The organism is Vibrio bathopelagicus (assembly GCF_014879975.1).
Lineage (GTDB): Bacteria > Pseudomonadota > Gammaproteobacteria > Enterobacterales > Vibrionaceae > Vibrio > Vibrio bathopelagicus.
Genome location: NZ_CP062500.1, coordinates 251,532 through 276,728, shown reverse-complemented (window position 1 = coordinate 276,728; position 25,197 = coordinate 251,532). Strand labels below are relative to the sequence as shown.

Below are 25,197 nucleotides of genomic sequence, written 5' to 3'. Positions count from 1 at the left end.
GGATGCATTGTTTAAGACAATGACTCTATTCCCAACATCAATCCTAAGAAAGAAATTGGAGCGATACATCGGGTTCGAACCGATGACCTCAACCTTGGCAAGGTTGCGCTCTACCAACTGAGCTAGTATCGCATAAGCTAACCGTTCATCTTTCTGCTAAGAAGCATCAATCAACGTTCAACTGTAATGTGGTTGCGGGAGCCGGATTTGAACCGACGACCTTCGGGTTATGAGCCCGACGAGCTACCAAACTGCTCCATCCCGCGTCCGGATGCATTGTTTAAGACAATGACTCTATTCCCAACATCAATCCTAAGAAAGAAATTGGAGCGATACATCGGGTTCGAACCGATGACCTCAACCTTGGCAAGGTTGCGCTCTACCAACTGAGCTAGTATCGCATAAGCTAACCGTTCATCTTTCTGCTAAGAAGCATCAATCAACGTTCAACTGTAATGTGGTTGCGGGAGCCGGATTTGAACCGACGACCTTCGGGTTATGAGCCCGACGAGCTACCAAACTGCTCCATCCCGCGTCCGGATGCATTGTTTAAGACAATGACTCTATTCCCAACATCAATCCTAAGAAAGAAATTGGAGCGATACATCGGGTTCGAACCGATGACCTCAACCTTGGCAAGGTTGCGCTCTACCAACTGAGCTAGTATCGCATAAGCTAACCGTTCATCTTTCTGCTAAGAAGCATCAATCAACGTTCAACTGTAATGTGGTTGCGGGAGCCGGATTTGAACCGACGACCTTCGGGTTATGAGCCCGACGAGCTACCAAACTGCTCCATCCCGCGTCCGGATGCATTGTTTAAGACAATGACTCTATTCCCAACATCAATCCTAAGAAAGAAATTGGAGCGATACATCGGGTTCGAACCGATGACCTCAACCTTGGCAAGGTTGCGCTCTACCAACTGAGCTAGTATCGCATAAGCTAACCGTTCATCTTTCTGCTAAGAAGCATCAATCAACGTTCAACTGTAATGTGGTTGCGGGAGCCGGATTTGAACCGACGACCTTCGGGTTATGAGCCCGACGAGCTACCAAACTGCTCCATCCCGCGTCCGGATGCATTGTTTAAGACAATGACTCTATTCCCAACATCAATCCTAAGAAAGAAATTGGAGCGATACATCGGGTTCGAACCGATGACCTCAACCTTGGCAAGGTTGCGCTCTACCAACTGAGCTAGTATCGCATAAGCTAACCGTTCATCTTTCTGCTAAGAAGCATCAATCAACGTTCAACTGTAATGTGGTTGCGGGAGCCGGATTTGAACCGACGACCTTCGGGTTATGAGCCCGACGAGCTACCAAACTGCTCCATCCCGCGTCCGGATGCATTGTTTAAGACAATGAAACTGTTCTCTAAAAAGAGAGAATTTGGAGCGATACATCGGGTTCGAACCGATGACCTCAACCTTGGCAAGGTTGCGCTCTACCAACTGAGCTAGTATCGCAATCTGAAAACGTCTTTCGCCGTTCAGGGCTGCGAATTATAAGAGCATTTTTTTGTGATGCAAGTCCTTAATGCAAAAATCAGCAAGTTTTTACTCAACTGCTGAAAAAGCACACTAATTTGCAAAAAAAATGCCCTGTATGTACCTGAAAAGTTAGATAAACGTGATCATTCACTCAGATTAGATGCTAATGATTGTTTTTCGGTAGTACTGCAGCTCTGCAATCGACTCTCGAATATCGTCTAGCGCAAGGTGGCTTCCTGATTTAGAAAAACCATCGAGTACTTCAGGTTTCCAACGACGCGCAAGTTCTTTCAGAGTGCTGACGTCGACATAGCGGTAGTGGAAATACTCTTCCAACTCTGGCATGTGTTTGTATAGGAAACGACGATCTTGGCCAATGCTGTTACCACAAATAGGCGATTTACCTTTCGGTACCCACTTCTCAAGAAACTCAATCGTTTGTTTAATTGCATCTTGCTCTGAAACGGTGCTTTCTTGAATTCTCTTTACTAAACCGCTGCCAGTATGAGTCGTCGTACACCACTCATCCATCTTGTCCAATTCACTCTGAGGTTGGTGAATGGCCAAAACAGGCCCTTCAGCCAGAATGTTGAGCTCACTATCGGTAACGATAGAAGCAATTTCAATAATTTTATGAGTTTCAGGATCAAGTCCTGTCATCTCTAGATCAACCCAAATAAGGTTCTGATCGCTAAAGGACATAAGGCGTCGCCTATTTGTTTATGTATAAAAGAGGTACTATACCCAAATAACTATACTCAAACTAGCTTTAGGGCCATCGAAATCAGTGGCACCAATAACATCCCGTTTGAGTCCTCAATCATCAAGTTAGATGTGTTAAGTGAAAAATTGTGGCTAAAAAAAAGAAGTTAACCAAAGGTCAGGTGCGTCGCGTACGTAGCAACCAGAACAAGCGACTCAAGAAAGAAGATTCTATCCAGTGGGATGAGAACATGCTTGGCGGAACAAAAAGCGGACTCGTGATTACGCGCTTTGGTCAACATGCTGATATCGAAGATCTTGAAACCAACGAAGTTCACCGTTGTAACTTACGTCGTAGTATCGAAACGTTAGTTTCCGGAGACAAAGTAACTTGGCGCGCAGGGCTTGAGTCAATGGCAGGCATCTCTGGTGTTGTCGAAGCCGTTGAGCCGAGAACATCAATGCTAACTCGCCCTGACTACTATGACGGCCTAAAACCGGTTGCAGCGAACGTAGACCAAATGGTTATCGTTTCAGCTGTACTACCGGAGCTATCACTTAATATCATCGACCGCTACTTGATCGCCTCTGAAACAGTGAATATTGCCCCTTTAGTTGTGCTCAATAAAGTCGACTTGCTGACAGAGCAACAAATTAGCGAATACCGCGAAACGCTGAAGATATACGAGAAAATCGGTTATAAAGTCATGTTCGTGAGTAAAGAGTCGGGTTACGGCATCAAAGAGTTGGAAGCTGAACTGAAAGATCGTATCAACATTTTCGTTGGTCAATCTGGCGTAGGTAAATCCAGCGTAGTGAATGCACTAATGCCAACATTGGACATTGAAGAAGGTGCAGTTTCTGAAAACTCAGGACTGGGTCAACACACCACCACAGCCGCGCGTTTGTATCACTTCCCTTCTGGTGGTGATCTTATCGATTCCCCAGGGGTACGTGAATTCGGCCTATGGCATTTAGAACCAGATGAAGTCACTGATGCTTTCATTGAATTCAAGCCATACCTAGGTGGCTGTAAGTTCCGTGACTGTAAGCACAATGACGATCCTGGATGTCTCCTACGTGAAGCCGTAGAGGACGGAAAAATTAGCCGCTTACGTTTTGCTAGCTACCACCGCATTATTGAAACAATGGCTGACAACAAAGATAACCGTCAGTACTCGCGAAGTAAGAAAGCGGATCTATAATCGCATTATTGTGAACAAACATGTGCGTTTACTGACGATTGCTGACAAGTTGCGCGATTTTAAGTAACATCTCGCGCCCTAAACCGTCATTAACTCGTTTTCTTTGAAGATAAATAACATTGAAAAGCAGTTAGCATCGAAAAACGACTAGCATCAAAAAACGACTAGCATCAAAAAACTATTAGCATCGGAAAATTAATACAATGGATAAGATTAAAGTTGGATTGCAGTACTGGATCCCACAACATGGCCTGACTCGTTTAGTTGGTAAACTGGCGTCTGCTAAAGCGGGCGGTTTAACAACAGCGATCATCAACTGGTTCATCAAGCAATACAAAGTGAACATGGATGAAGCTCTGCATAGCGATCCAAAACACTTTAAGACATTCAATGAATTCTTCGTGCGTGAATTAAAAGAAGGCATGCGCCCTGTCGCTGAAGGCGAATCCGTGATTGTTCACCCTGCTGATGCTCGCGTAAGCCAATTTGGCCCAATTACTGATGGTCAATTGATTCAAGCTAAAAACCACAACTACTCAGCTCGTGAGCTATTGGGTGGTGATGCAGCTCTAGCGGATGAATTTAAAGACGGCGAATTCGCAACACTTTACTTGTCTCCAAGTGATTACCACCGCGTGCACATGCCATGTGACGGCACATTGCGTCAGATGATCTACGTTCCGGGTGACCTTTTCTCAGTAAACCCACTAACGGCAGAGAACGTTCCAAACCTATTCGCACGTAACGAGCGTGTAGTTTGTATCTTTGATACTGAGTTTGGCCCAATGGCACAAGTGCTGGTTGGTGCAACTATCGTAGGTAGCATCGAGCAGGTTTGGGCTGGCACCATCACACCACCTCGCGGTAACTCGGTTTACAAATGGGATTACCCAGCACAAGGTGACAAATCTATCATCTTGAAGAAAGGCGAAGAGATGGGTCGCTTCAAGCTTGGTTCAACCGTTATCAACCTGTTTGCTAAAGATGCAATCAAGTTTGACGAAACGATGCAGAATGGTGAGAAAACCGTTCTAGGCACACCTTTCGCGCATATTGCGGGCAAAGAAGCCGAAGTAACTGAAGATACTGCTGAAACTGTTGAGAACACAGACCAAGCATAACTTCCTGAGTTAGCTTGTAGATAGTATTACTTGTCGATGCAAGTTCACTCATAGACATATTAAAGGCGCGTTATTTCGAGTAAATAACGCGCCTTTTTCTTATCTAGTTCGAGACATTTCCCTTCAAGATTTCAACCAATCTAACTACCGACAACCTTATTCTCAACGAATAAGACGTCGAATTACCCAGAAAAAAGATTGACCAAAAACAAAACAACTGTCGAAACCTTAAACAACTTTTCGATTTTACAACCCGTCTCCAAGTACCAAAAATCCAGATAACTTACTCTATTTGAAGATATTTTATTCATAGGGTCTTTGTATCATGCCTAAACTCAATATTGGCATTCTGGTCAAGCTATTGATTTGTTTTGCGATTCCCTTAGGCGTGCTATTCATGCCGATAGATTCCATCCCAATCGATGATCTCACGCTGATTCAACATCGTCTGTTAGCGATATTCTTGTTGGCCGCTCTACTGTGGGTGCTTGAACCTGTTCCGGTATTCGCCACTTCCATTTTGATCATTGCGCTTGAACTGGTAATGATTTCCGACAAAGGTCTGCACCTATTTAGAAACCCACCAGCAGGACACGATCTCGGTGAGTTAATCAAATATACCGACATCTTCGGTGCATTTTCGTCACCAATCATCATCCTCTTCATGGGTGGTTTCGCTCTCGCAATATCGGCATCCAAGTACGAACTCGACAACAACCTAGCTCGGGTGCTACTCAAACCATTTGGCACAGAGCCACGCTTCATCATGCTCGGTTTAATGCTGATCACCGCTGTGTTCTCGATGTTTATGTCGAACACGGCGACTACTGTAATGATGCTCGCATTGCTAGGCCCGATCGTAGCCTCTGCGCCAAAAGGCGACATGGGAATTAAAGCTTTGGTGTTATGTATTCCAATTGCTGCTAACACCGGTGGTATCGCGACACCCATCGGTACACCACCCAATGCGATCGCACTGCAATATCTGACTGGCGAAAACAGTATCGACTTCCTTAGCTGGATGATGATGGGCTTACCTTTTGTGATTATCCAACTCACCATCGCTTGGTTTCTTCTACAAAAACTCTTCCCTTCTAAAGAAAGAAACATGGTACTCAAGCTTGATGGCCAATTTAGGAAAAGCTGGCGAGCGATTGTCGTTTACGTCACCTTCGCCGCCACTATTCTGTTATGGATGACCACCAAACTGCACGGCATGAACACCTATGTGGTCTCGATCATTCCGTTGGCGGTGTTCACGCTGACTGGCATCATGGGCAAAGAAGAGCTCAAGCTGATTAACTGGGATGTGTTGTGGTTAGTGGCGGGTGGTATTGCGATTGGTATCGGCTTGGACAAAACAGGGCTAGCTGCGGCATTGGCGCACGCGATTGACTATGAATCACTCTCGCCTGCTGCAGTGGTACTAACGCTATCTATCGTGTGTTGGTTAATGGCTAACTTCATGTCGAACACCGCAACTGCCAACTTACTGATGCCGATAGCGGCTGCGATTGGCGCATCCATGGAAAGCTTGGTCGCGATTGGCGGCTTGCAAGGCTTGTTGGTTGTGGTCGCCTTCTCCGCATCACTCGGTATGATTCTTCCAGTGTCGACACCACCAAACTCGCTGGCTTACTCAACCGGACTTATTGAGAGCAAAGACATGGCGAAGATGGGCATCATCTTGGGGATTGTCGGCTTATTAATGGTCTACCTCGCGCTGTTTATCATCACCTAGCACGTTAATCCCTCACTACAACCCTCCAGCTAGCAATCATGATTTCGCTAGCTGAAGGGTTTATCAGTTTTTAATCGATAGATAATTGTGATTCTACTTCACGGTTTATTAAAAATAACGATGGATGTTTTTAAATTTTTGATTTTAAACACATTTACTAACATCAAGACAACGGCACTATACACGCATCAGAGACACACCAATTCACCATCAAGTACGTCACTGTCAATTAGTTTTTTGTCTAATAGAGAGGAATAGACCTTGAGACATACTATTAAGTTTAAAATTCAGATCGCGATTGCGGTCATTATCGCCGTCGTGAGTGGCGCTCAAGCTTGGATATCGGTCAATCAGCTTACTCAAGAGACTGAAGTCGCGATCAACCAAGAAATGAAAAATGTCAGTGTTGGCACCACCAATTACATTGCCGATTGGCTCTCTATCCGCAGTGATATGATGCTTGCCAATGAATCGACCATTTCAAGCAATAGTAACTCTGACCGCGAGTTATTAATCACCAAACAAGCAGGACAATTCCTGTCTGTTTATGCCGGATTCAGCGATGGCACTATCGCTTATGGCGACAAAGGTGAAGATTGGCCAGCAGGCTACGACCCACGCACCCGACCTTGGTATAAAGACGCCAACGCAACATCCGATCTCATCATCACAGAGCCTTATCAAGACTTTGACGGCAGCATCGTCATCAGCTTTGCCAAAGCATTCAGTGGAGAGAGACAAGGCGTTCTCGCGGCAGATTTAACCGTAACCAGCATTATTGATACGGTTCTCAATGTAAAACTCGATAACGATGGCTTTGCGTTTTTAGTCGATGGCAACAACAACATAGTTGCCTACAGTGATGAAGAGCTGAGTCAAAAACCACTAATTAGTTTGAATCCAGAACTAACAACCAACAAGGTGTCACAACTACTCCAAAACCAAATGATCACCACGCTCACTTGGCCTGGCCAGGGTGATAAAATGGTCTACATGGCCAACATTCCGAACACAGATTGGTCTCTGGGTATTGTTATCGATAAAGAGATGGCGTTTTCTGCGGTATCTGATGCCATTCAGTTCATCACACTAACCTCTTTGATTTTGTACATCGTCATTTCAATTGCGAGCACCGTCGTCATCAACCGCCTGCTTTCCCCACTGCAAACATTGTCTGAAGCGCTGACTCAACTGGCTCAAGGCAGAGGCGACCTCACCCAGCGTATTGATATCACACGTATGGATGAAATTGGCAAACTTGCCGAGCTCGTGAACCAGTTCTTGAGTCAAATGCAAAGCATGCTTAAGGGCGTGATAGAACACAGCCACGATCTCAACAATCATGCAGAAAAAGCCAATCAACTGGCTACCCAATCTTCGATTCGAGTTGAGAATCAACAAAACGACATCAACCAAATTGCGACTGCGATTCATGAAATGTCCGCCACCGCCGCTGAAGTGGCCAGCCATGCCGAATTAACCGCCTCCGCTTCTCAGGCATCAGCGACCGCTTGTAACGAAGGCCAAGAGGTTATTCAACAAAACCGTGATGCAATTACAGGCCTTGCGACTCAAGTTGAAGACGCGGCCAATGTTATTCGAGAATTAGAAAATAACGCGCAAAGCATCAATCAGATCCTATCCACCATTCAAGGCATTGCCGAACAAACCAACCTGTTGGCATTAAATGCTGCGATTGAAGCCGCTCGAGCGGGAGAACAAGGTCGTGGATTTGCGGTTGTCGCCGATGAGGTTCGAGTGCTCAGCCAAAGAACACATGGCTCGACCGAAGAAATCCGCGTGATGATTGATACGTTACAGAAGAATACCGAACATGCCGTTGAAAGCATGACTACCAGCACTCAACTGGCAGAGAACAGTGTAGGCTTCGCAGAACAAGCCCATGGCAGCCTCACTAAAATCACGCAAGCGATCACTGAAATCAACGACATGGCACTGCAAATAGCCAGTGCAGCAGAAGAACAACGTGCAGTGAGCGAAGACATCAGTCGCAACACGCAAGGGATCAAAGACGCATCTGACGATTTGGCACAGCAAGCTGAAAGCAGTCGTAATAGCTCTAATGAGATGAGCAATGCTGCTGAATCGATGCGTCGAGATGTGGAGCGCTTTAAGGTATAAAGCCTCGCGACTTAGACAAACGAAACGGATAGCTGGAGCAAACCTATCACTGAGGAGCAAAGCAGTGCTTTTATTAAGAATCGCTTTGTTCTCAGTTCGGTTTAATGCATATTGATGAGCTAATTTATCCCAGACACAAGGATGTTATTCAGATGGGATTCGAATGGTTAGCTCTTGCTGCCGCTTTTCTTTGGGCGATTGCGAGCCTAATGTCAGTAAAACCAGCTCAACACTTAGGTTCTTTCGCCTATAGTCGTTGGAGAATGGGTTGTACCGCGATCATCTTATCAAGCATGGCTTGGTTTACGGGTGGCTGGACAAGTGTGGAAGCCGATCTGGTAACACCCATGATGCTGTCTGGCCTAATTGGTATCTTCATTGGTGATACAGCCCTATTTGCCTGTTTGAACCGAATGGGGCCGCGCCAAGCGGGTTTGCTGTTCTCTTGTCACGCTGTGTTCTCAGCCATTCTCGGTTACTTCCTGTTTAGCGAAAGCATGACCTCGGTAGAACTGATTGGCTCTGCATTGGTGTTTAGCGGCGTGTTAACCGCGATATTCTTTGGTCGTCGAGGACAAGCGAACAACCAACTTGAAACCATTAAGGGTACGGTGTGGATTGGTGTTGCGCTAGGAATTACAGCGGCGATTTGCCAAGCATTGGGCGGTATTATTGCCAAACCCGTGATGCAAACCAGCATCGACCCAATAGCAGCTTCTGCCATTCGAATGATCTCCGCCTTTGTGGCTCACTCACTGTTTCGCTTAACGGGCGCTAAACTTTCACGCGCACTAAACCCAATGAATAAACAGATATTCGCGATTACCGCGGTTAACGGCTTTTTAGCGATGGCGGTGGGAATGACGCTGATCTTGTATGCGCTGCAAGAAGGGAATGTCGGCATGGTCGCGCTGTTATCTTCAACCACGCCAATCATGTTGTTACCCATATTATGGCTTTATACCAAGCAAAGGCCGAATGCTTACGCTTGGATCGGTGCCATTGTTGCTGTAGTTGGTACTGGTATTCTGGTCAGCTAGAGAAGCGGATTGGAAGCTGAGAGTTAATAGTTAATGACTATTAACTCTCATCAAAACAGAAAATTAAGAACGCGGGAAAGGAAAAGCCGTCACGTCATCGATGTGGTCATACCCTAGTGCTAGCATGATTAATCTGTCGATACCTAGAGCAACACCCGCACAATCTGGTAAGCCAGCTTTTAGTGCCTCAATCAAATGATGATCAATCGGTTGAGGCGATAAGCCCATCTCAATACGTTTGGCATTATCGTCTTCAAAACGCTGCAATTGTTCTTGTGGTTTATCTAACTCATGGAAGCCGTTAGCCAGTTCAATCCCCTTGAAATACACCTCAAAGCGATCGGCGACTCGTGAATCGTTTGGATTAATCTTAGCTAAGGCGGCTTGCGATGCAGGGAAGTCATACACAAACGCAGGCACCTGTTGACCTATTTTCGCCTCAACACCAATACTAAACAGCAGTTGTAATAAGGTATCGCGATCTTGTTCAGGGTCTGCGATATCACTTAAGCCAAGTTTCGCTGCGGCCTGCTTTAACGTATCCATCGAACCTTCCAATGGACACACACCAAGCACATCAACAAAGGCTTGTTGGTAAGTTATTCGCTCCGCGACACCTGATTTAAGAACCTGTTGTAGCAGCAGATCCATTTCATCCATCAGATCATGATGATCAAAACCAACGCGATACCACTCCAACATGGTGAACTCAGGATTGTGGTAACGGCCATTTTCTTCGTTACGAAAAGACTTACAAATTTGGTAAATACAACCACTTCCTGCCGCCAACAAGCGCTTCATATGAAATTCAGGACTCGTCATAAAGAACAGCGGTTGGCCGTGTGCATAACCCGGCCCTACAAATTCAGTTTTGAAGGTATGTAAATGCACATCCGTCACCGTGGCGTGACTCATGGCTGGCGTATCCACTTCCATCACATTTCGCTCAGCAAAAAACTGGCGGATTTGATTAAGGATATCAGCACGTTGCTTTAACTGCTTTATGGTTGCGGCGGGTTGCCATGTGGAGTGCATTATCAAGTTCCATATCACTGAATTCTAGGCGACGAAAATTACCACTTTTCGCCTCTTTTGTAAGCTTCTATCTTTGCATTAATAAGGTCGAAATACGGTTTTAATGAAGCCAGAAAATCACGTTCTACAATACATTTACCTATATTCGACCTCGACCAACATTGATAACAAAAATCATACTCAACAAGCCGTTAACACATGCCTTGTGGGAGAATCGTTATCAACAATTGATTGCCGTGATTGCAGTCACATAACCTATAAATTCTATGCCTCCATATGCATTACTGGAGCAAAAACCTAAATACATCAATTTTTGAAACGCCCTCCTCTCTTACACTGAACCTACCACTTAAGGCTTAGGGGTGATAATCGGTTGATGCCGTTTACTGCTCTCTAACTTTTTATAATAACAAGCGGAATACTCCGCATCACACTGGAGAATAACTGTGAAGACAATTACCACAGATATCGCAGTCATCGGCGCAGGCGGCGCTGGTCTTCGTACAGCTATCGCTGCGGCTGAAGCTAATCCTGAATTGGAAGTAGCACTGATTTCTAAAGTTTACCCAATGCGTTCGCACACGGTAGCAGCAGAAGGCGGTTCAGCAGCAGTAATTAAAGACGAAGATAGCTTAGATAACCACTTCAACGATACTGTTGGCGGTGGTGACTGGCTATGTGAACAGGATGTTGTTGAATACTTTGTTGAAAACTCGACTCGCGAAATGATCCAAATGGAACAATGGGGCTGCCCATGGAGTCGTAAAGAAAACGGTGAAGTAAACGTACGCCGATTCGGCGGTATGAAGGTAGAAAGAACGTGGTTCGCAGCGGATAAAACCGGCTTCCACATGCTTCATACTCTGTTCCAGACTTCGATGAAGTACGACACAATCAAACGATTTGATGAGTACTTTGTGGTGGATTTGATCGTTGAAGATGGCGAAGTACAAGGCCTTATCGCGATTCATATGTCTGAAGGTGAGCTTGTTACGATTAAAGCGAAATCTGTTGTGTTAGCAACCGGTGGCGCAGGTCGTGTTTACCACTGTAATACCAACGGCGGTATCGTAACTGGCGACGGTATGGCAATGGCTTATCGCCACGGTGTACCACTGCGTGACATGGAGTTCGTTCAATACCACCCAACAGGCCTACCGGGCACTGGCATCTTGATGACCGAAGGTTGTCGTGGTGAAGGCGGTATCATCGTCAACAAGAACGGCTACCGTTACCTGCAAGATTACGGCATGGGCCCTGAAACTCCAGTGGGCGAGCCGAAAAACAAATACATGGAACTGGGTCCTCGTGACAAAGTTTCTCAAGCGTTCTGGCATGAGCAGCAGAAAGGCAACACCATCAAGCACCCACTTGGTGATGTAGTACATCTTGACCTTCGCCACCTTGGTGAAGAGTACCTGCAAGAGCGTCTACCGTTTATCTGTGAGCTTGCAAAAGCGTACGTAAACGTTGATCCAGCAAAAGAGCCAATCCCAATTCGCCCGACCGTTCACTACACCATGGGTGGTATCGAAACTAACGGTACGTGTGAGACTCGCATCAAAGGTCTATTCGCCGTTGGTGAATGTGCTTCAGTTGGCCTACACGGTGCAAACCGCCTAGGTTCGAACTCTCTGGCTGAGTTCGTTGTGTTTGGTCGCGTAGCCGGTGAACAAGCGGTGAAACGCGCTGCTGAATTCAAAGGCTGGAATGAAGACGCTATCGCTAAGCAAATTAAAGCGGTTGAAGATCGCATCGCAGGCATCTTGGCTCAAGAAGGCGATGAGAACTGGGCTGACATCCGTACTGAAATGGGTCACACCATGGAAGCGGGTTGTGGTATCTACCGTCAAGAAGACTTGATGCAAGAAACCATCAACAAGATCACTGAACTGAAAGCTCGCTATAAGAAGATCAGCATTAAAGACAAAGGCAAAGTGTTCAACACAGACCTACTTTACGCTATCGAAGTGGGTTACGGCCTTGAAGTTGCAGAAGCGATGGTTCACTCAGCCATTCTTCGTAAAGAGTCTCGCGGTGCACACCAACGTCTAGACGACAACTGCACAGAACGTGATGACGTGAACTTCCTGAAACACTCTCTATCTTTCTACAACGAAGATGCAGCACCAACCATCGACTACAGCGGCGTTAAGATTACTAAATCTCAACCTAAAGCTCGTCTATACGGTGAAGCAGCTGAGAAAGCCGCTGCTGCTGAAAAAGCGGCAGAAGAGAATGCTAAGAAGAGCGCAGAGGAGCAAGCATAATGTCAGCGAATCGAATCCAAAAAATTGAAATCCTGCGTTATGACCCTGAGCACGATGCAGAACCTCACTTTCAAACCTTTGAAGTGCCGTTTGATGAAACCATGTCAGTACTTGATGCGATAGGTTACATCAAAGATAACCTAGATAAAGACCTGTCTTACCGTTGGTCTTGTCGTATGGCGATTTGTGGTTCTTGCGGCATCATGGTTGATGGCGTGCCAAAACTGGCATGTAAGAGCTTCTTACGTGATTACCCGAATGGCTTCAAGATTGAGCCTTTGGCTAACTTCCCAATCGAAAAAGATTTGATTGTCGACATGACGCCGTTCATCGAGCGCCTTGAAGCAATCAAGCCTTACATCATTGGTAACGACCGTAAGCCAGAAGACGGCACTAACATCCAAACTCCAGAGCAAATGGCGAAGTACAAACAGTTCGCTGGCTGCATCAACTGTGGTTTGTGCTACGCAGCATGTCCTCAATTCGGTTTAAACCCTGAGTTCATCGGACCTGCGGCACTTGCGCTTGCTCACCGCTACAACCTAGATAGCCGTGACAATGGTAAAGCTGAACGTATGAAGCTTATCAATGGCGACAACGGCGCTTGGGGTTGTACGTTTGTAGGTTACTGTTCTGACGTATGTCCGAAGAAAGTAGACCCAGCAGCGGCAGTTAACCAAGGCAAAGTTGAGTCTTCAATGGACTTCGTTATCTCGATGTTCAAGCCAGACGGATCGCAAGCAAAAACAACAGAGGAGGCATAATATGAGCAATCGTAAGCCTTATGTTCGTGAGATGAAGAGAACGTGGTGGAGCAACCATCCGTTCTACCGCTTCTACATGCTACGTGAAGCGACTGTACTGCCTTTGATTCTATTCACTCTGTTCCTAACCTTCGGTTTGGGTGCGCTAGTGAAAGGCCCAGAAGCGTGGGAAGGTTGGTTGGGCTTTATGGCTAACCCTATCGTTGTTGGTATCAACATCGTGGCACTGCTAGGCAGCTTGCTGCACGCTCAGACCTTCTTCAGCATGATGCCTCAAGTAATGCCAATCCGCCTTAAAGGCAAATTGGTAGATAAAAGAATCATCGTACTGACCCAGTGGGCAGCGGTGGCATTTATTTCTTTAATCGTTCTGATGGTGGTGTAAGGAGCTTCGTTATGAACACAAATTACAAAGTGAAACCTGTTAACCACAACCCTCAACGCTCTGATGAGCCAATCTGGTGGGGCCTATTCGGCGCTGGCGGTACTTGGTTCGCGATGATCACTCCAATCACGATTCTAGTGCTGGGTATCTTAGTGCCAATGGGCATTATCGATGCAGATGCAATGAGCTACGAGCGTGTATCTGAGTTTGCCACCAGCATTATCGGTGCGCTATTCATCATCGGTACGCTAGCACTGCCAATGTGGCACGCAATGCACCGTCTTCACCACGGCATGCACGACCTTAAGTTCCACGTCGGCGTTGCAGGTAAAGTGGGCTGCTACTTCGTTGCAGGTCTAATCAGCGCGTTGTCTGTTATCTTCATCTTTATGATCTAAGAGCAGATACGAGATTCGAAGAGCTTAAAAGCGAAAAGATTAAAAGCAGAGCAGGAATTCCTTGTTCTGCTTTTTTGTTGCTTGTTATATCTCGTTTACTCGCATCTGCTCTGCTCCTCCTCCCCCGCTTTTCCTGATCACCAGATACAAAAAAGGCCGCTCATAAGCGACCTTTTCTATTTCACTGAGCCATCCTAAAAGATGGACACAATCAAATTATTTTACACGACCAACGTATTCGCCAGTACGAGTATCAACTTTAACAACTTCACCGATAGCGATGAATAGAGGTACGCGAACTACCGCGCCTGTTGCTAGAGTTGCAGGTTTACCACCAGTACCCTGTGTATCGCCTTTCAGGCCAGGATCGGTTTCAGTTACTTCGATCTCAACAAAGTTTGGCGGAGTAACAGTGATAGGGTTATCATTCCACAACGTTAGAGTACAAACGTCATTTTCAACTAACCATTTTGCTGAGTCAGCGACTGCTTTTACGTCTGCTGCAATTTGCTCAAATGTTTCGTTGTTCATGAAGTGGTAGAATTCGCCGTCGTTGTATAGGTAACCTAGTTCAACGTCAACAACATCTGCAAGCTCAAAGCTTTCGCCTGACTTGAATGTTTTCTCTAACACTTTGCCTGACAGCAGTTTACGAAGTTTTACACGGTTAAACGCTTGGCCTTTACCTGGCTTAACGTATTCATTGTCGATAATTGCGCAAGGCTCGTTATCTAACATGAATTTTAAACCGCCTTTGAATTCATTGGTGCTTACTGACGCCATGATTTTCTCTTCCACATCTTTGAGTTAATTTCAATGCCGCATATCATAACCCGAAAAGTCGAATCTGTTGAGCAAAACTGGCTCAAACAACTATCGAATGCGATCTCTGACCCGACAAAACTGCTTGAAGCATTGGAAATAGACCCAACATCGTGGCAAAAAGGATTCGCAGCGCGTGAGCTGTTTTCACTTCGAGTACCTCTAAGCTTTGTTGAGCGAATGGAAAAAGGCAACCCACACGACCCATTACTGCGTCAGGTTTTACCTTTAAACGAAGAGTTCGAAGTACACCAAGGCTATTCGGCTGATCCACTAGAAGAACAAGAGAATGCAATCCCAGGGCTGCTGCACAAATATAAAAATCGTGCACTGATGATCGTAAAAGGGGGCTGCGCCATAAACTGCCGCTACTGCTTCCGCCGTCATTTTCCTTATCAAGATAACAAGGGCTCGAAGTCTGTGTGGCAAACCAGCCTCGACTATGTGGCCGCTCATCCAGAGATCAACGAAGTGATCTTGTCTGGCGGCGACCCTTTGATGGCTAAAGACAGCGAGCTAGGCTGGCTTATCAATGCCATCGAACAGATTCCGCATGTGAAAACTGTCCGCATCCATAGCCGTTTACCTGTTGTGATCCCTGCCCGCGTGACTGACGAATTGTGCCAAACATTGGCTGATACTCGTCTAAACGTGGTGATGGTCAGCCATATTAATCATGCCAATGAAATCAATGTAGAGCTCAAACAAGCCTTCTGTAAATTGAAGCAAAGTGGTGCGACTCTGCTCAACCAAGGTGTGATGCTAAAAGGGGTCAATGACAGCACTAACTCATTGAAAGAGTTGAGCGAAAGGCTATTCGATGCAGGCATTTTACCTTACTATATGCATGTACTGGATAAAGTTCAGGGCGCTGCTCACTTCTACATTTCCGATGAAGAGGCCAAGCTTCACTTTAAGGGTTTAATCTCCGAGGTTTCTGGCTACCTTGTACCTAAGTTAACTCGCGAGATCGGCGGTCGCAGCAGTAAGACACCACTCGATTTACACATTGAATAGAGAAGTCGTATCAATGAAACACAATGCTCTTGTCACCCCTCCAGCGAACAAATGCCTCTCAAAAGGCTTCACCATCATTGAACTGGTTGTAGTTATCGTAATTCTGGGCATTGTGTCGGTAACTGCGGCTTCTAAGTTTCTCAACCTTCAAACCGATGCTCGCATCTCGACATTAAATGGCCTTAAAGGCGGTATGGAAGGCGCAAGTGCTATGCTTTACGGTAAGGCATCAGCATTAGGCTTAGATAAAGCCGTTAGCGCATCCGTAAATGTTGAGGGCGACGATATCTTAGTCGCCTACGGCTACCCAGCAGCGATGAATGATCAAACTTGGTCACTCCTTATAGAATCTACTTTCTTAGATGCTGTTTGGGATACGGGCCGAGCAGACTGGTTCTTTACCAATACTGATGCGAACGATGGCATTATTCTTTATGCGCCTTCGAGTAGAAAAAAGCAGGCTGATAACTGCTACCTTGAGTATCAAGAAGCGACTGAGACCACAGCACCTGTCTTCACATTAACTACAACTGGCTGCTAGCTTTTCATCACGAGCCCCAATCGTTAAGACAAAAAGTTTTTGTTCGATCGTCCGGTCTATTATTAGCATACTCAGCTCTATTCTAAATTTTTAGGAGGGGTGATATGTCACAATTTATAGAACAAACTCTCAACCTTGCCCCCTTTAGCTGGGCAGGCCTTGCAGCATGTATGCTGTGTGGTTCGTTAATCGGAATCGAGCGACAAACACGCGGTAAACCAGTAGGGATCAGAACATCGATCCTTATCATTAGTGGCACCTACTTCTTCCTTACCATGGCGATTAGCCTTTCCCCTAACACGCTCGATCAAGCTCGTGTGCTTGGTCAGATAATTACTGGGGTTGGTTTTCTTGGCGCAGGTGTAATGATGACTCTCGATGGCAAGATTCATGGTGTGACTTCGGCAGCGATTATCTGGGTGCTGGCCGCTCTAGGGATGATGATTGCATTGGGACACCTTTCCCAATCCGTTATTATTACGTTAATGGCCCTAATGATTCTGCTTGGAGTCGACAAGGTGGAAAACAGCTTCCAAAGCCTACGTCGTGGCGTTCATCAAAAGTGGATGAGAAAAGGTCGCGTGAAGAAGTAACATCTAACCTTAAAGGCATTTTAACGTTAAAAGACTATTTCATCTTTAGTGCATTTATCTTAGATAAAAAGAAGCCTAGTCAAACGGTTAGGCTTTCAGTTCTTGGAGAGCAATTAATACACCTGAATACACACTTGATTCTTACCTGCAGCCTTAGCTTTGTATAACTGGTCATCTGAAGACCTAATGCTTTGGTTTGCCCATAAGTGCCCTACACTGTCGAACTTGTACAATGAATAAAGTGTCGCTCCCCCTGATACAGAAACGTTTACCTTATCGCCATTCGAACATCGATAACTCTGTAAGCTAATATCGTTTTGTATCCGTTCAAAAATCGATGACAGCAATTCCGAAGACTCTCCTGTAATCGCGACAACAAACTCTTCACCACCAAATCGAGCGACAATGTCTTGCTGACGAACACTATCCAACATGAGTTGAGCAACGTGGCAAATCACATCATCACCGACTTTATGCCCATAGCGGTCATTCACCACTTTGAAGTCATCAATATCAAATACACCAACTCCAATAATTGGCTCTTCACCTTGAGCTAACAGCCGTGCTTCAAAACCACGTCGATTCAATAGCCCCGTCATAGGGTCTCGCATCGCCAGTTCATTTAATCTCTCATGTTCTTGTTTAGTATAGAATCGCCACAAACAGATAACCGAGAGTACGAACAAGCCTGCAAGTATAGAAAGCTGCACCTTATCCATTTCCAGCACATGTAGGAAATGTTGCCCCTTTCCTTCCTCGATACTCAAATAGAGCTGAGTATTAATGCCATCAACATACAGTGGCTTTGAATAGGTGAAATCCATGAAGCCATATTGATTTGGCCCACGCGTACTGGACACTTCATAACCATGTACAGGGTTAGACACTAAGTTAGCTACATATCCATCAACCCCTAGTACTCCCTTAAACTGGCCATCAACATAAATACCCTTAGTCAGAGTAACGACCTTCTTGCCCGTTAAGTAGTCATCATACTGCCCTGTATAAACGACCTGGTCTTGACGCTGAGTGAGTCCATATCGAACGGTATTGATCCAGTAAGGGCGGCCGTTCACGACTGAATCAAAGGTGTCCCCTTTAATATAGCTAGCAAAATCAGAGGGAGAAGAGATGATGAATTTTTCTTTAGAGATAAAGTAGATAGCTGAGATGGTATCAATAGTATTGGCAAAGTAAGCCATTGTTGGAGCGATAAAGAGACGCTTATTCGCTTCCAGATGAAGTTCTGACTCTGGGTTACACATCTCTGCTGGCCCAGAGAACATAAAGTCAAACCGAGGATGCTGCTGCTCTTCATTAATGAAATAACACGTTTTCCCTTCCCGCTTTTTCGTATGGGAAAATACATAGGAATCGCTATGTAATGGATATAACGCGGTAATGTTGTACTCGAGCGCATTAATAATCTGAGTAAGCTCAGCTAACGAGCGCGTGACGCCTTGGTTTTCAATTCCATACTGTTTATCTGATTCTTCCGCTGAATCAACGAGCAATAAACTCAATACTAATAAGAAGATGGCGGTGAGGCTTAATAAAGCCTTTTTAAAATCGATGGTATGGTGATTAATCAAAACATATAAGCCAGCGTTGTAATTTTATCGCACATTGTACCCATTGATAAACAAGTAGCAATGTAAATATAAAACAAATTGCCTATTGGTTATTTATTATTCAGACTGCTGGTGATAGAAAAACGCCTAAACCAAGGCTTAGGCGAGAATTAATGGTTCGGTAGATAAAACTCTACATCGCTTACTTAGCGAAGTTTACGATTGGGAAGCATGGGAAAAAACCATTGTCCGCACAGTTGATCAAACCAACTTGTACACCTTCGATTTTGTTGGTTTTGTTGAAGATACCAACCTGAACCGTAGACACTTCTGAAAGGTTAGCTGCGCCAACATCAACCATCGTGTTACCTTCTGAGTAGTTCACAAAGCTCACGTTTGCACCTTTCACATCATTAGTGATGTTCACCGCACCTAGGTTCAGACCCGTTGTTTTACCTGTATTCCAGTTAAAGAAACCAAGTGATGCACCTGTCATCTCTTGATTCACTTTTGATGCACCGAAAATACCCAAGTTCACACCCGTTGTCGTTTGCGTCTCTGACATACCAACAACAGCAAGATCAAGGCCTTTAAGGTCGTTCACTTGTCCATGAAGTAAAGCCAAGCGCACACCGCCAACAGCATCTGAGTCAGGTGCGTTGAAGCCGTTAATGGTTGAGAACATAACAGGCGAAGAAGCGAATGCAGCCGGTGCCATTACCGCGGCAGACACAGCTAATACTGAAAGTAATTTTTTCATTGGGGAAGTCTCCACTGACTATTATTAACTTGATTTATACATTATCGATCAAGCATTTATTATCCTTAATTAAACAGTTAGCCATGTTAAATCAATGTCATAACTGCACTGTTGAATATAAGCCGCTAAATCATAAAGAGCAATATAAAGAAAGGGATACGGGGAGAGGTAAGAGTAGCTGTCTACGCCCATGTTTCTATTTGAGGGCTGTAAAGGTTCCCTATCACGCTCGTACCTCGATGTAGGGAATGACGCTAATCAATTCAGGAAGTAATTAGCGTCATTCCAGAACTGAGGAACGAAGTTTCTGGAATCTCAGAACACAAAATCCTCTGGTGCGTATAGCAAAGAGCAGTAGGGAGTGACTATTTCAAAACATAAAAAAACGGAGACCGAGGTCTCCGTTCTACAGCTTATGTATGGCTTTCTCTGCTATAGAGAAAGGGGATGATTACATCATGCCACCCATACCGCCCATGCCGCCCATGCCACCCATATCAGGCATTGCAGGGCCAGAATCTTGTGGCTTATCAGTGATCATCGCTTCTGTTGTGATCATAAGACCAGCTACTGATGCTGCGAACTGAAGTGCAGAACGAGTTACCTTAGTTGGATCTAGGATACCCATTGCAATCATGTCACCGTATTCGCCCGTTGCAGCGTTGTAACCGAAGTTACCTTCGCCAGCGCGGACGTTGTTAGCAACAACAGACTCTTCATCACCTGCGTTCTTAGTGATTTGACGAATAGGCGCTTCCATTGCACGTAGTGCAACGCGGATACCTACATTTTGCTCTTCGTTGTCGCCTTCAAGGCCAGCAACTTTAGATGCCGCGCGGATAAGTGCAACACCACCACCAGCAACCACACCTTCTTCAACAGCAGCGCGAGTTGCGTGAAGTGCATCTTCAACGCGGTCTTTCTTCTCTTTCATCTCAACTTCAGTCGCTGCGCCAACTTTGATTACTGCAACACCGCCAGCTAACTTAGCTACGCGCTCTTGAAGTTTTTCTTTGTCGTAGTCAGACGTCGCATCTTCGATTTGTTGACGAATTTGAGAAACGCGACCTTTGATCATCACTTCATCACCCGCACCATCAATGATGGTTGAGTTTTCTTTAGTGATAGTAATACGCTTAGCTTGACCTAGGTCTTCTAGCGTTACTTTTTCAAGGTCTAGGCCAATCTCTTCAGAGATAACCGTGCCGCCAGTTAGGATAGCGATGTCTTGCAGCATAGATTTACGACGGTCGCCGAAACCAGGTGCTTTAACAGCCGCCACTTTAACGATGCCACGCATGTTGTTTACAACAAGAGTTGCCAGCGCTTCGCCTTCTACATCTTCAGCGATGATAAGAAGTGGACGAGATGCCTTAGCAACTGCTTCTAGAGTCGGAAGAAGTTCACGGATGTTCGACACTTTCTTGTCGATTAGAAGAATGAATGGGCTCTCTAGATCAACAGAACCTGCTTCTTGGTTGTTGATGAAGTAAGGAGACAGGTAACCGCGGTCGAACTGCATACCTTCAACTACGTCTAGCTCGTCTTGCAGAGCCTGACCTTCTTCAACCGTGATTACGCCATCACGACCGACTTTTTCCATCGCTTCAGCAATAATGTTACCCACTGTCGAATCAGAGTTCGCAGAGATAGTACCTACTTGAGCGATAGCTTTAGTGTCTGAACACGGAACAGAAAGGTTCTTCAGCTCTTCAACAGCCGCGATAACCGCTTTGTCGATGCCGCGCTTAAGATCCATTGGGTTCATGCCAGCAGCAACTGCTTTTAGACCTTCAGCGATAATAGACTGAGCCAATACTGTTGCTGTTGTTGTTCCGTCGCCCGCCGCGTCATTCGCTTGCGAAGCCACTTCTTTAACCATTTGTGCGCCCATGTTTTGGAACTTGTCTTCAAGTTCGATTTCACGTGCAACTGAAACACCATCTTTAGTGATCGTTGGTGCGCCAAATGATTTGTCTAGAACAACGTTACGGCCTTTAGGACCTAGCGTTACTTTTACTGCATCAGCCAGAACGTTTACACCTTCTAGCATTTTAATACGTGCGTCGTTACCAAATTTAACGTCTTTAGCAGCCATCTTAATTTCCTTTAAAATTCTTTATTCAGTCAGTTCAGTTTTATGGGTCGGATTACTCAACGATCGCCATGATGTCGTTTTCAGACATGATCAGAACTTCTTTGCCGTCGATCTTTTCAGTTTTAGTGCCGTAGCCTTCAGAAAAGATAACAGTATCGCCAACTTTAACGTCCAATGGTTGTACTGAACCATTTTCTAGAATGCGGCCTTTGCCAACAGCTAGAATTGTACCGCGAGTTGATTTTTCAGCGGCAGAACCAGTTAGAACGATGCCACCAGCAGATTTAGATTCAACTTCTTGGCGCTCAACGATAACTCGGTCGTGTAGAGGACGGATATTCATCGGTCGTATCTCCTGATAATTTCCATTTAATTTGATAGTTGCCACGATTGGCATGGGGTTAAAGAGTATGTTGGGGCGAAGTGAAAGATCCCAAGGGGTGAAAGAGAAAAATTGTGATCCAAAGAGCAGATACGGGATGCGAGTAAACGAGTAGCGAAGAGCTTTGAGAGCAGATAGTCATAAGGGCGATGGGAAGATAGAGAAATAAATGTGGGGTCTAAGCAACTACGAAACATAGGAGAAATGGCTAGTAGCTGACTACTAGCCATTAAAAAATAACTTAGTCTTCTTTCCTAAACGCAAAACGTATTAGAACTATCGCAACACCCAACATGCCACCTAACAATGTGCCAAGAACGACAATCAAAGCACGCTTAGGTTTGTCTCGAGTTATCGGCTGCTCAACATTTTCTAGGTAACGGAACGTTTGAAAATCAACAGAGCGGTCAATTTCAAGGTTATTCAGCATGTCCAATTTTGCATTAATTTTCAGAAGGCGAGGCTCAATAACGGTTAAGTTCTTTAGTGAATCCAAAGCTTTAACTTTCGCTTCAAGGCCTTTTGCACCTAATTCTATACCAAAGATTTCTTTATCATTACCAGTTTGGGTTGGTTTTTCCACACCAGCAGCCTGAGCAATCTCAACAGCATACTTCGTTCGTTCAGTTTCAACTAATAATTGGTTCTTAGCCTGACTTTCAAGAATTCGTTTTTGCTGAATTAATTCATTACGTTTACTATTAACGAACGCCTTCAGATTACTAAACGCATCCTCACGGACCTTCGACTCAGTGAAAGAAACATAAGAGGTTAGCAAATCAAAACTACTTTCCTTAGTCGTTGTTTGAAAACTAATAGTATATGGTGAATTACGATCTTTTTTATCCACTTTAGACGCTGAAATTCGCTCAAACCATCGAGCATATAAAGCCCTTGCTTCATCCTCAGTCAAATTAGAAGCATTAGCAGTCGTTGCCACTTTTAGTTGCTGGAACTCAGTATTCTGGTCTAAAAATGCTCTCTTATTATTGCTTGAACCAAAGGTGTTTACAAAACGTTTAAATAAAACCTCTACATCAACTAAATCATCCAACTCCTGACTCACCAAAACTGTGCCATCATCTTGGTAAATATTAAAAACAGGTTGAAACTGCTTCACTTGTTGCTGATATGCAGCTAAATTTTGAGGTTGAGCCTCTGTGACCTTGGCATTAGAAGACCACCATTCTTGAGCCAATAAAGCAAACCCAATACTACTAGCAGTGAATAAAGCAGTCACCAATATGACGATTAACTTACCGTCCCACAGTGCCTTGAAAAGCTCTCTCAGATCAATCTCATCGTTCGTTGTGTACATCGGTGGATTATGCGGGGAGTACGGCTGTGGTTGTGTCTGCTGCTTCACTATAAATCTCTCAAAACATCTAAATAATTAACGGCAGAATGCTATCACACCGTATGCTGTTAGTATTGTACGATTTGTAAACTTTATGAAAGTAATCTTCAGAGAGATGACAATTCACTGTATTCTACCTCTACTATTCTAGTTCAATCGGCGTTTTACATGCAAGATAAGCATGGGCTTCTCACGGCCCCGATAGCACAGACTCTGCGCACTATGGCCATACCGACGATATTCGGCATGGTGGCGATCTTGATGTTTAACCTTGTCGATACTTTCTTTATCTCATTGCTTGGCACGCAAGCCCTTGCAGCCGTGAGTTTCACCTTCCCTGTCACCTTTGCCATCAACTGCATTACTATGGGTATAGGCATTGGCTTATCAACGTGTATCGGAAGGTTACTTGGCCAAGGCTGCGCGCAAAATGCGGCTCGCTTTACTTGTCACGGTTTATTACTTGCGGTGCTTCTTGTTGGCTTTGCATCAACTCTAGGGCTTGTAACGCTAGAACCCATGTTTACACTATTGGGAGCAGAGCCTGAGTTACTGCCACTGATATCCGAATACATGTCAGTCTGGTACTTAGCGATACCTCTGCTTGTGATTCCTATGGCCGGCAACAGCGCGATACGAGCGAGCGGCGATACAAAAACACCCGCCAAGATCATGATGCTGGCCGGCCTTATTAACGGCATTCTCGACCCACTGCTGATCTTCGGTTACGGGCCTTTTCCTGAGCTAGGGATTCAAGGCGCAGCCATTGCTAGCGGATTCAGTTGGTTTGGTGCGTTGTGTGGCTCACTGTATGTGTTAACCATACGAGAAAAGCTGCTTGCTCCGCCCAAACTAAAAAACCTCATCGATGACTGGAAACAGATCTTAACCATCGGCACACCTGCTGCCCTTTCCAATGCCCTGAACCCAATTGCTGGCGCCATAATCATGATGATGTTAGCCAAACAAGGGACAGAAGCCGTGGCGGCTTATGGTGCTGCCCAGCGTATTGAATCGATTTTGATCATCGTGTTGATGTCTTTAACTTCTGCCCTCACGCCTTTCATGGCGCAAAACTTTGGCGCTGATAACCCACAGCGCAGTTTCAAGGCTCTGTTCTTAAGCATGCGCTTTGCGGTGATGTTCCAAAGTTTGATTTTCTTCATGATGGTGCCATTGAGCATCCCTTTAGCCGCCCTCTTTTCTCAAGAAGAGTCAGTGCGAGGCATCTTGTGGCATTACTTGTTAGTTGTCCCATTTAGCTATGGATTCCAAGGTATTGTAATGATGCTGATCGGCGCGATGAATGCTATGCATCAACCGCTCAAAGCCTTTCAATGGAGCTTCATGCGTTTGTTTGTCTTTACCTTGCCATTCGCTTGGGTAGGTAGCCAAATCAATGGCGTCGAAGGGTTGTTTATTGGTTTAGCCTTGGGGAACATCATGGGTGGTATTTCAGGGTACTTGTTTGCGCTTCGTGTTAGAGCTCAAGTAGATTCGAGATGCGAAAAGATATAAGAGCATAAGAGCATAAGAGCAGATGTAATACTCTAGTGACGCTCTACTAATTAAACTCCGTCATTCCCTATAGCGAGGTACGAGCGCAGTAGGGAATCTATTGTCCATAACTAATGGCTCGTTGTTTTAGATTCCAGACACTTCGTCCCTCAGTTTTGGAATAACGCTTTATGGTATCGAGAGATATAAAGCAAATGCGAGATTCGGGTAAACGGAATTCGAAAAGCTTGAGAGCAGAAAGA

At 45.2% G+C, this 25,197-nt stretch carries 21 protein-coding genes and 11 tRNA genes; 13 read left to right on the top strand and 19 right to left on the bottom strand.

The annotated features are described in order from the left end of the window. Positions 1 to 56: 56 nt before the first annotated feature. The 12 genes from IHV80_RS01325 to orn all read right to left on the bottom strand — a co-directional run bounded on the left by IHV80_RS01325 (position 57) and on the right by orn (position 2,195). Positions 57 to 132: transfer RNA gene (locus IHV80_RS01325), tRNA-Gly, on the bottom strand. 57 nt (positions 133 to 189) lie between these two features. Then, positions 190 to 266: transfer RNA gene (locus IHV80_RS01320), tRNA-Met, on the bottom strand. A gap of 59 nt (positions 267 to 325) precedes the next feature. Beyond that, positions 326 to 401, bottom strand: a tRNA-Gly gene (locus IHV80_RS01315). A 57-nt stretch (positions 402 to 458) separates the two neighbouring features. Beyond that, a tRNA-Met gene (locus tag IHV80_RS01310) sits at positions 459 to 535 on the bottom strand. Positions 536 to 594: 59 nt separating this feature from the next. Next, positions 595 to 670: transfer RNA gene (locus IHV80_RS01305), tRNA-Gly, on the bottom strand. 57 nt (positions 671 to 727) lie between these two features. Next, positions 728 to 804: transfer RNA gene (locus IHV80_RS01300), tRNA-Met, on the bottom strand. 59 nt (positions 805 to 863) lie between these two features. Beyond that, positions 864 to 939 (bottom strand) — tRNA-Gly (locus IHV80_RS01295). Positions 940 to 996: 57 nt separating this feature from the next. After that, positions 997 to 1,073 (bottom strand) — tRNA-Met (locus IHV80_RS01290). Positions 1,074 to 1,132: 59 nt separating this feature from the next. Then, positions 1,133 to 1,208 (bottom strand) — tRNA-Gly (locus tag IHV80_RS01285). A gap of 57 nt (positions 1,209 to 1,265) precedes the next feature. Continuing rightward, positions 1,266 to 1,342 (bottom strand) — tRNA-Met (locus IHV80_RS01280). A 51-nt stretch (positions 1,343 to 1,393) separates the two neighbouring features. Beyond that, positions 1,394 to 1,469 (bottom strand) — tRNA-Gly (locus IHV80_RS01275). 180 nt (positions 1,470 to 1,649) lie between these two features. Then, a complete protein-coding gene (gene orn, locus IHV80_RS01270) occupies positions 1,650 to 2,195 on the bottom strand; it encodes an oligoribonuclease (protein ID WP_017107429.1) in 546 nt (181 codons plus the stop codon). Between the two features lie 149 nt (positions 2,196 to 2,344). Between orn and rsgA the strand changes: the two genes are divergently transcribed. The 5 genes from rsgA to IHV80_RS01245 all read left to right on the top strand — a co-directional run bounded on the left by rsgA (position 2,345) and on the right by IHV80_RS01245 (position 9,444). Further along, positions 2,345 to 3,400, top strand: coding sequence for a small ribosomal subunit biogenesis GTPase RsgA (gene rsgA, locus IHV80_RS01265; RefSeq protein ID WP_017107428.1), 1,056 nt, complete (start codon positions 2,345 to 2,347; stop codon positions 3,398 to 3,400). A 203-nt stretch (positions 3,401 to 3,603) separates the two neighbouring features. After that, positions 3,604 to 4,521 (top strand): archaetidylserine decarboxylase, encoded by a 918-nt coding sequence (gene asd / locus IHV80_RS01260; protein ID WP_192889825.1) that lies wholly within the window; start codon positions 3,604 to 3,606, stop codon positions 4,519 to 4,521. Between the two features lie 325 nt (positions 4,522 to 4,846). Then, positions 4,847 to 6,262 (top strand): SLC13 family permease, encoded by a 1,416-nt coding sequence (locus IHV80_RS01255; RefSeq protein ID WP_192889824.1) that lies wholly within the window; start codon positions 4,847 to 4,849, stop codon positions 6,260 to 6,262. 261 nt (positions 6,263 to 6,523) lie between these two features. After that, on the top strand, positions 6,524 to 8,404 hold the full coding sequence (locus IHV80_RS01250; RefSeq protein ID WP_192889823.1) for a methyl-accepting chemotaxis protein: 1,881 nt from the start codon (positions 6,524 to 6,526) through the stop codon (positions 8,402 to 8,404). A 152-nt stretch (positions 8,405 to 8,556) separates the two neighbouring features. Then, complete coding sequence (locus IHV80_RS01245; RefSeq protein ID WP_192889822.1) at positions 8,557 to 9,444, top strand: DMT family transporter; 888 nt, start codon at positions 8,557 to 8,559, stop codon at positions 9,442 to 9,444. A gap of 63 nt (positions 9,445 to 9,507) precedes the next feature. Here the strand turns inward: IHV80_RS01245 and epmA are convergent, their stop codons facing one another. Continuing rightward, entirely contained in the window at positions 9,508 to 10,479 is a 972-nt protein-coding gene (gene epmA / locus IHV80_RS01240; protein ID WP_192889821.1) for an elongation factor P--(R)-beta-lysine ligase, read from the bottom strand. Between the two features lie 446 nt (positions 10,480 to 10,925). On the opposite strand from epmA, the gene frdA reads away from it, so the two are divergent. From frdA to frdD, 4 genes are read left to right on the top strand one after another with little or no spacing between them, the layout of a single operon-like run. Further along, the gene (frdA, locus tag IHV80_RS01235) at positions 10,926 to 12,749 is read left to right on the top strand and encodes a fumarate reductase (quinol) flavoprotein subunit (RefSeq protein ID WP_192889820.1); all 1,824 of its coding nucleotides are present in this window, start codon (positions 10,926 to 10,928) and stop codon (positions 12,747 to 12,749) included. Next, on the top strand, positions 12,749 to 13,513 hold the full coding sequence (locus IHV80_RS01230; RefSeq protein WP_192889819.1) for a succinate dehydrogenase/fumarate reductase iron-sulfur subunit: 765 nt from the start codon (positions 12,749 to 12,751) through the stop codon (positions 13,511 to 13,513). The genes frdA and IHV80_RS01230 overlap by 1 nt, the downstream gene beginning before the upstream one ends. A gap of 1 nt (position 13,514) precedes the next feature. Beyond that, complete coding sequence (frdC, locus tag IHV80_RS01225) at positions 13,515 to 13,898, top strand: fumarate reductase subunit FrdC (protein WP_192889818.1); 384 nt, start codon at positions 13,515 to 13,517, stop codon at positions 13,896 to 13,898. 11 nt (positions 13,899 to 13,909) lie between these two features. Next, positions 13,910 to 14,296, top strand: coding sequence for a fumarate reductase subunit FrdD (gene frdD / locus IHV80_RS01220; protein ID WP_017067166.1), 387 nt, complete (start codon positions 13,910 to 13,912; stop codon positions 14,294 to 14,296). A gap of 216 nt (positions 14,297 to 14,512) precedes the next feature. On the opposite strand, the gene efp is transcribed toward frdD, so the two are convergent. Beyond that, positions 14,513 to 15,079 carry an elongation factor P gene (gene efp, locus IHV80_RS01215; RefSeq protein ID WP_009847919.1) on the bottom strand — a complete coding sequence of 189 codons (567 nt, stop codon included), beginning with the start codon at positions 15,077 to 15,079 and terminating at the stop codon, positions 14,513 to 14,515. 33 nt (positions 15,080 to 15,112) lie between these two features. On the opposite strand from efp, the gene epmB reads away from it, so the two are divergent. The 3 genes from epmB to IHV80_RS01200 all read left to right on the top strand — a co-directional run bounded on the left by epmB (position 15,113) and on the right by IHV80_RS01200 (position 17,269). Then, positions 15,113 to 16,135 carry an EF-P beta-lysylation protein EpmB gene (gene epmB / locus IHV80_RS01210; RefSeq protein WP_192889817.1) on the top strand — a complete coding sequence of 341 codons (1,023 nt, stop codon included), beginning with the start codon at positions 15,113 to 15,115 and terminating at the stop codon, positions 16,133 to 16,135. A gap of 13 nt (positions 16,136 to 16,148) precedes the next feature. After that, a complete protein-coding gene (locus tag IHV80_RS01205; protein WP_192889816.1) occupies positions 16,149 to 16,676 on the top strand; it encodes a prepilin-type N-terminal cleavage/methylation domain-containing protein in 528 nt (175 codons plus the stop codon). Positions 16,677 to 16,780: 104 nt separating this feature from the next. After that, complete coding sequence (locus IHV80_RS01200) at positions 16,781 to 17,269, top strand: MgtC/SapB family protein (RefSeq protein WP_192889815.1); 489 nt, start codon at positions 16,781 to 16,783, stop codon at positions 17,267 to 17,269. 113 nt (positions 17,270 to 17,382) lie between these two features. On the opposite strand, the gene IHV80_RS01195 is transcribed toward IHV80_RS01200, so the two are convergent. From IHV80_RS01195 to IHV80_RS01175, 5 genes are all read right to left on the bottom strand, one after another. Further along, the gene (locus tag IHV80_RS01195; protein WP_192889814.1) at positions 17,383 to 18,861 is read right to left on the bottom strand and encodes a sensor domain-containing diguanylate cyclase; all 1,479 of its coding nucleotides are present in this window, start codon (positions 18,859 to 18,861) and stop codon (positions 17,383 to 17,385) included. A 181-nt stretch (positions 18,862 to 19,042) separates the two neighbouring features. Further along, positions 19,043 to 19,600, bottom strand: coding sequence for a VC2662 family protein (locus IHV80_RS01190; RefSeq protein ID WP_192889813.1), 558 nt, complete (start codon positions 19,598 to 19,600; stop codon positions 19,043 to 19,045). Positions 19,601 to 20,051: 451 nt separating this feature from the next. After that, positions 20,052 to 21,698: a chaperonin GroEL gene (gene groL / locus IHV80_RS01185; RefSeq protein WP_192889812.1), complete on the bottom strand. Its 1,647-nt coding sequence runs from the start codon at positions 21,696 to 21,698 to the stop codon at positions 20,052 to 20,054. A 52-nt stretch (positions 21,699 to 21,750) separates the two neighbouring features. Further along, the gene (locus tag IHV80_RS01180; protein WP_004733324.1) at positions 21,751 to 22,041 is read right to left on the bottom strand and encodes a co-chaperone GroES; all 291 of its coding nucleotides are present in this window, start codon (positions 22,039 to 22,041) and stop codon (positions 21,751 to 21,753) included. A 280-nt stretch (positions 22,042 to 22,321) separates the two neighbouring features. Further along, entirely contained in the window at positions 22,322 to 23,446 is a 1,125-nt protein-coding gene (locus IHV80_RS01175) for an LPS O-antigen chain length determinant protein WzzB (protein ID WP_192889811.1), read from the bottom strand. 159 nt (positions 23,447 to 23,605) lie between these two features. Here IHV80_RS01175 and IHV80_RS01170 point away from each other — a divergent pair, with 159 nt between their 5' ends. Next, on the top strand, positions 23,606 to 24,955 hold the full coding sequence (locus IHV80_RS01170) for an MATE family efflux transporter (protein WP_192889810.1): 1,350 nt from the start codon (positions 23,606 to 23,608) through the stop codon (positions 24,953 to 24,955). Positions 24,956 to 25,197: the final 242 nt, after the last annotated feature.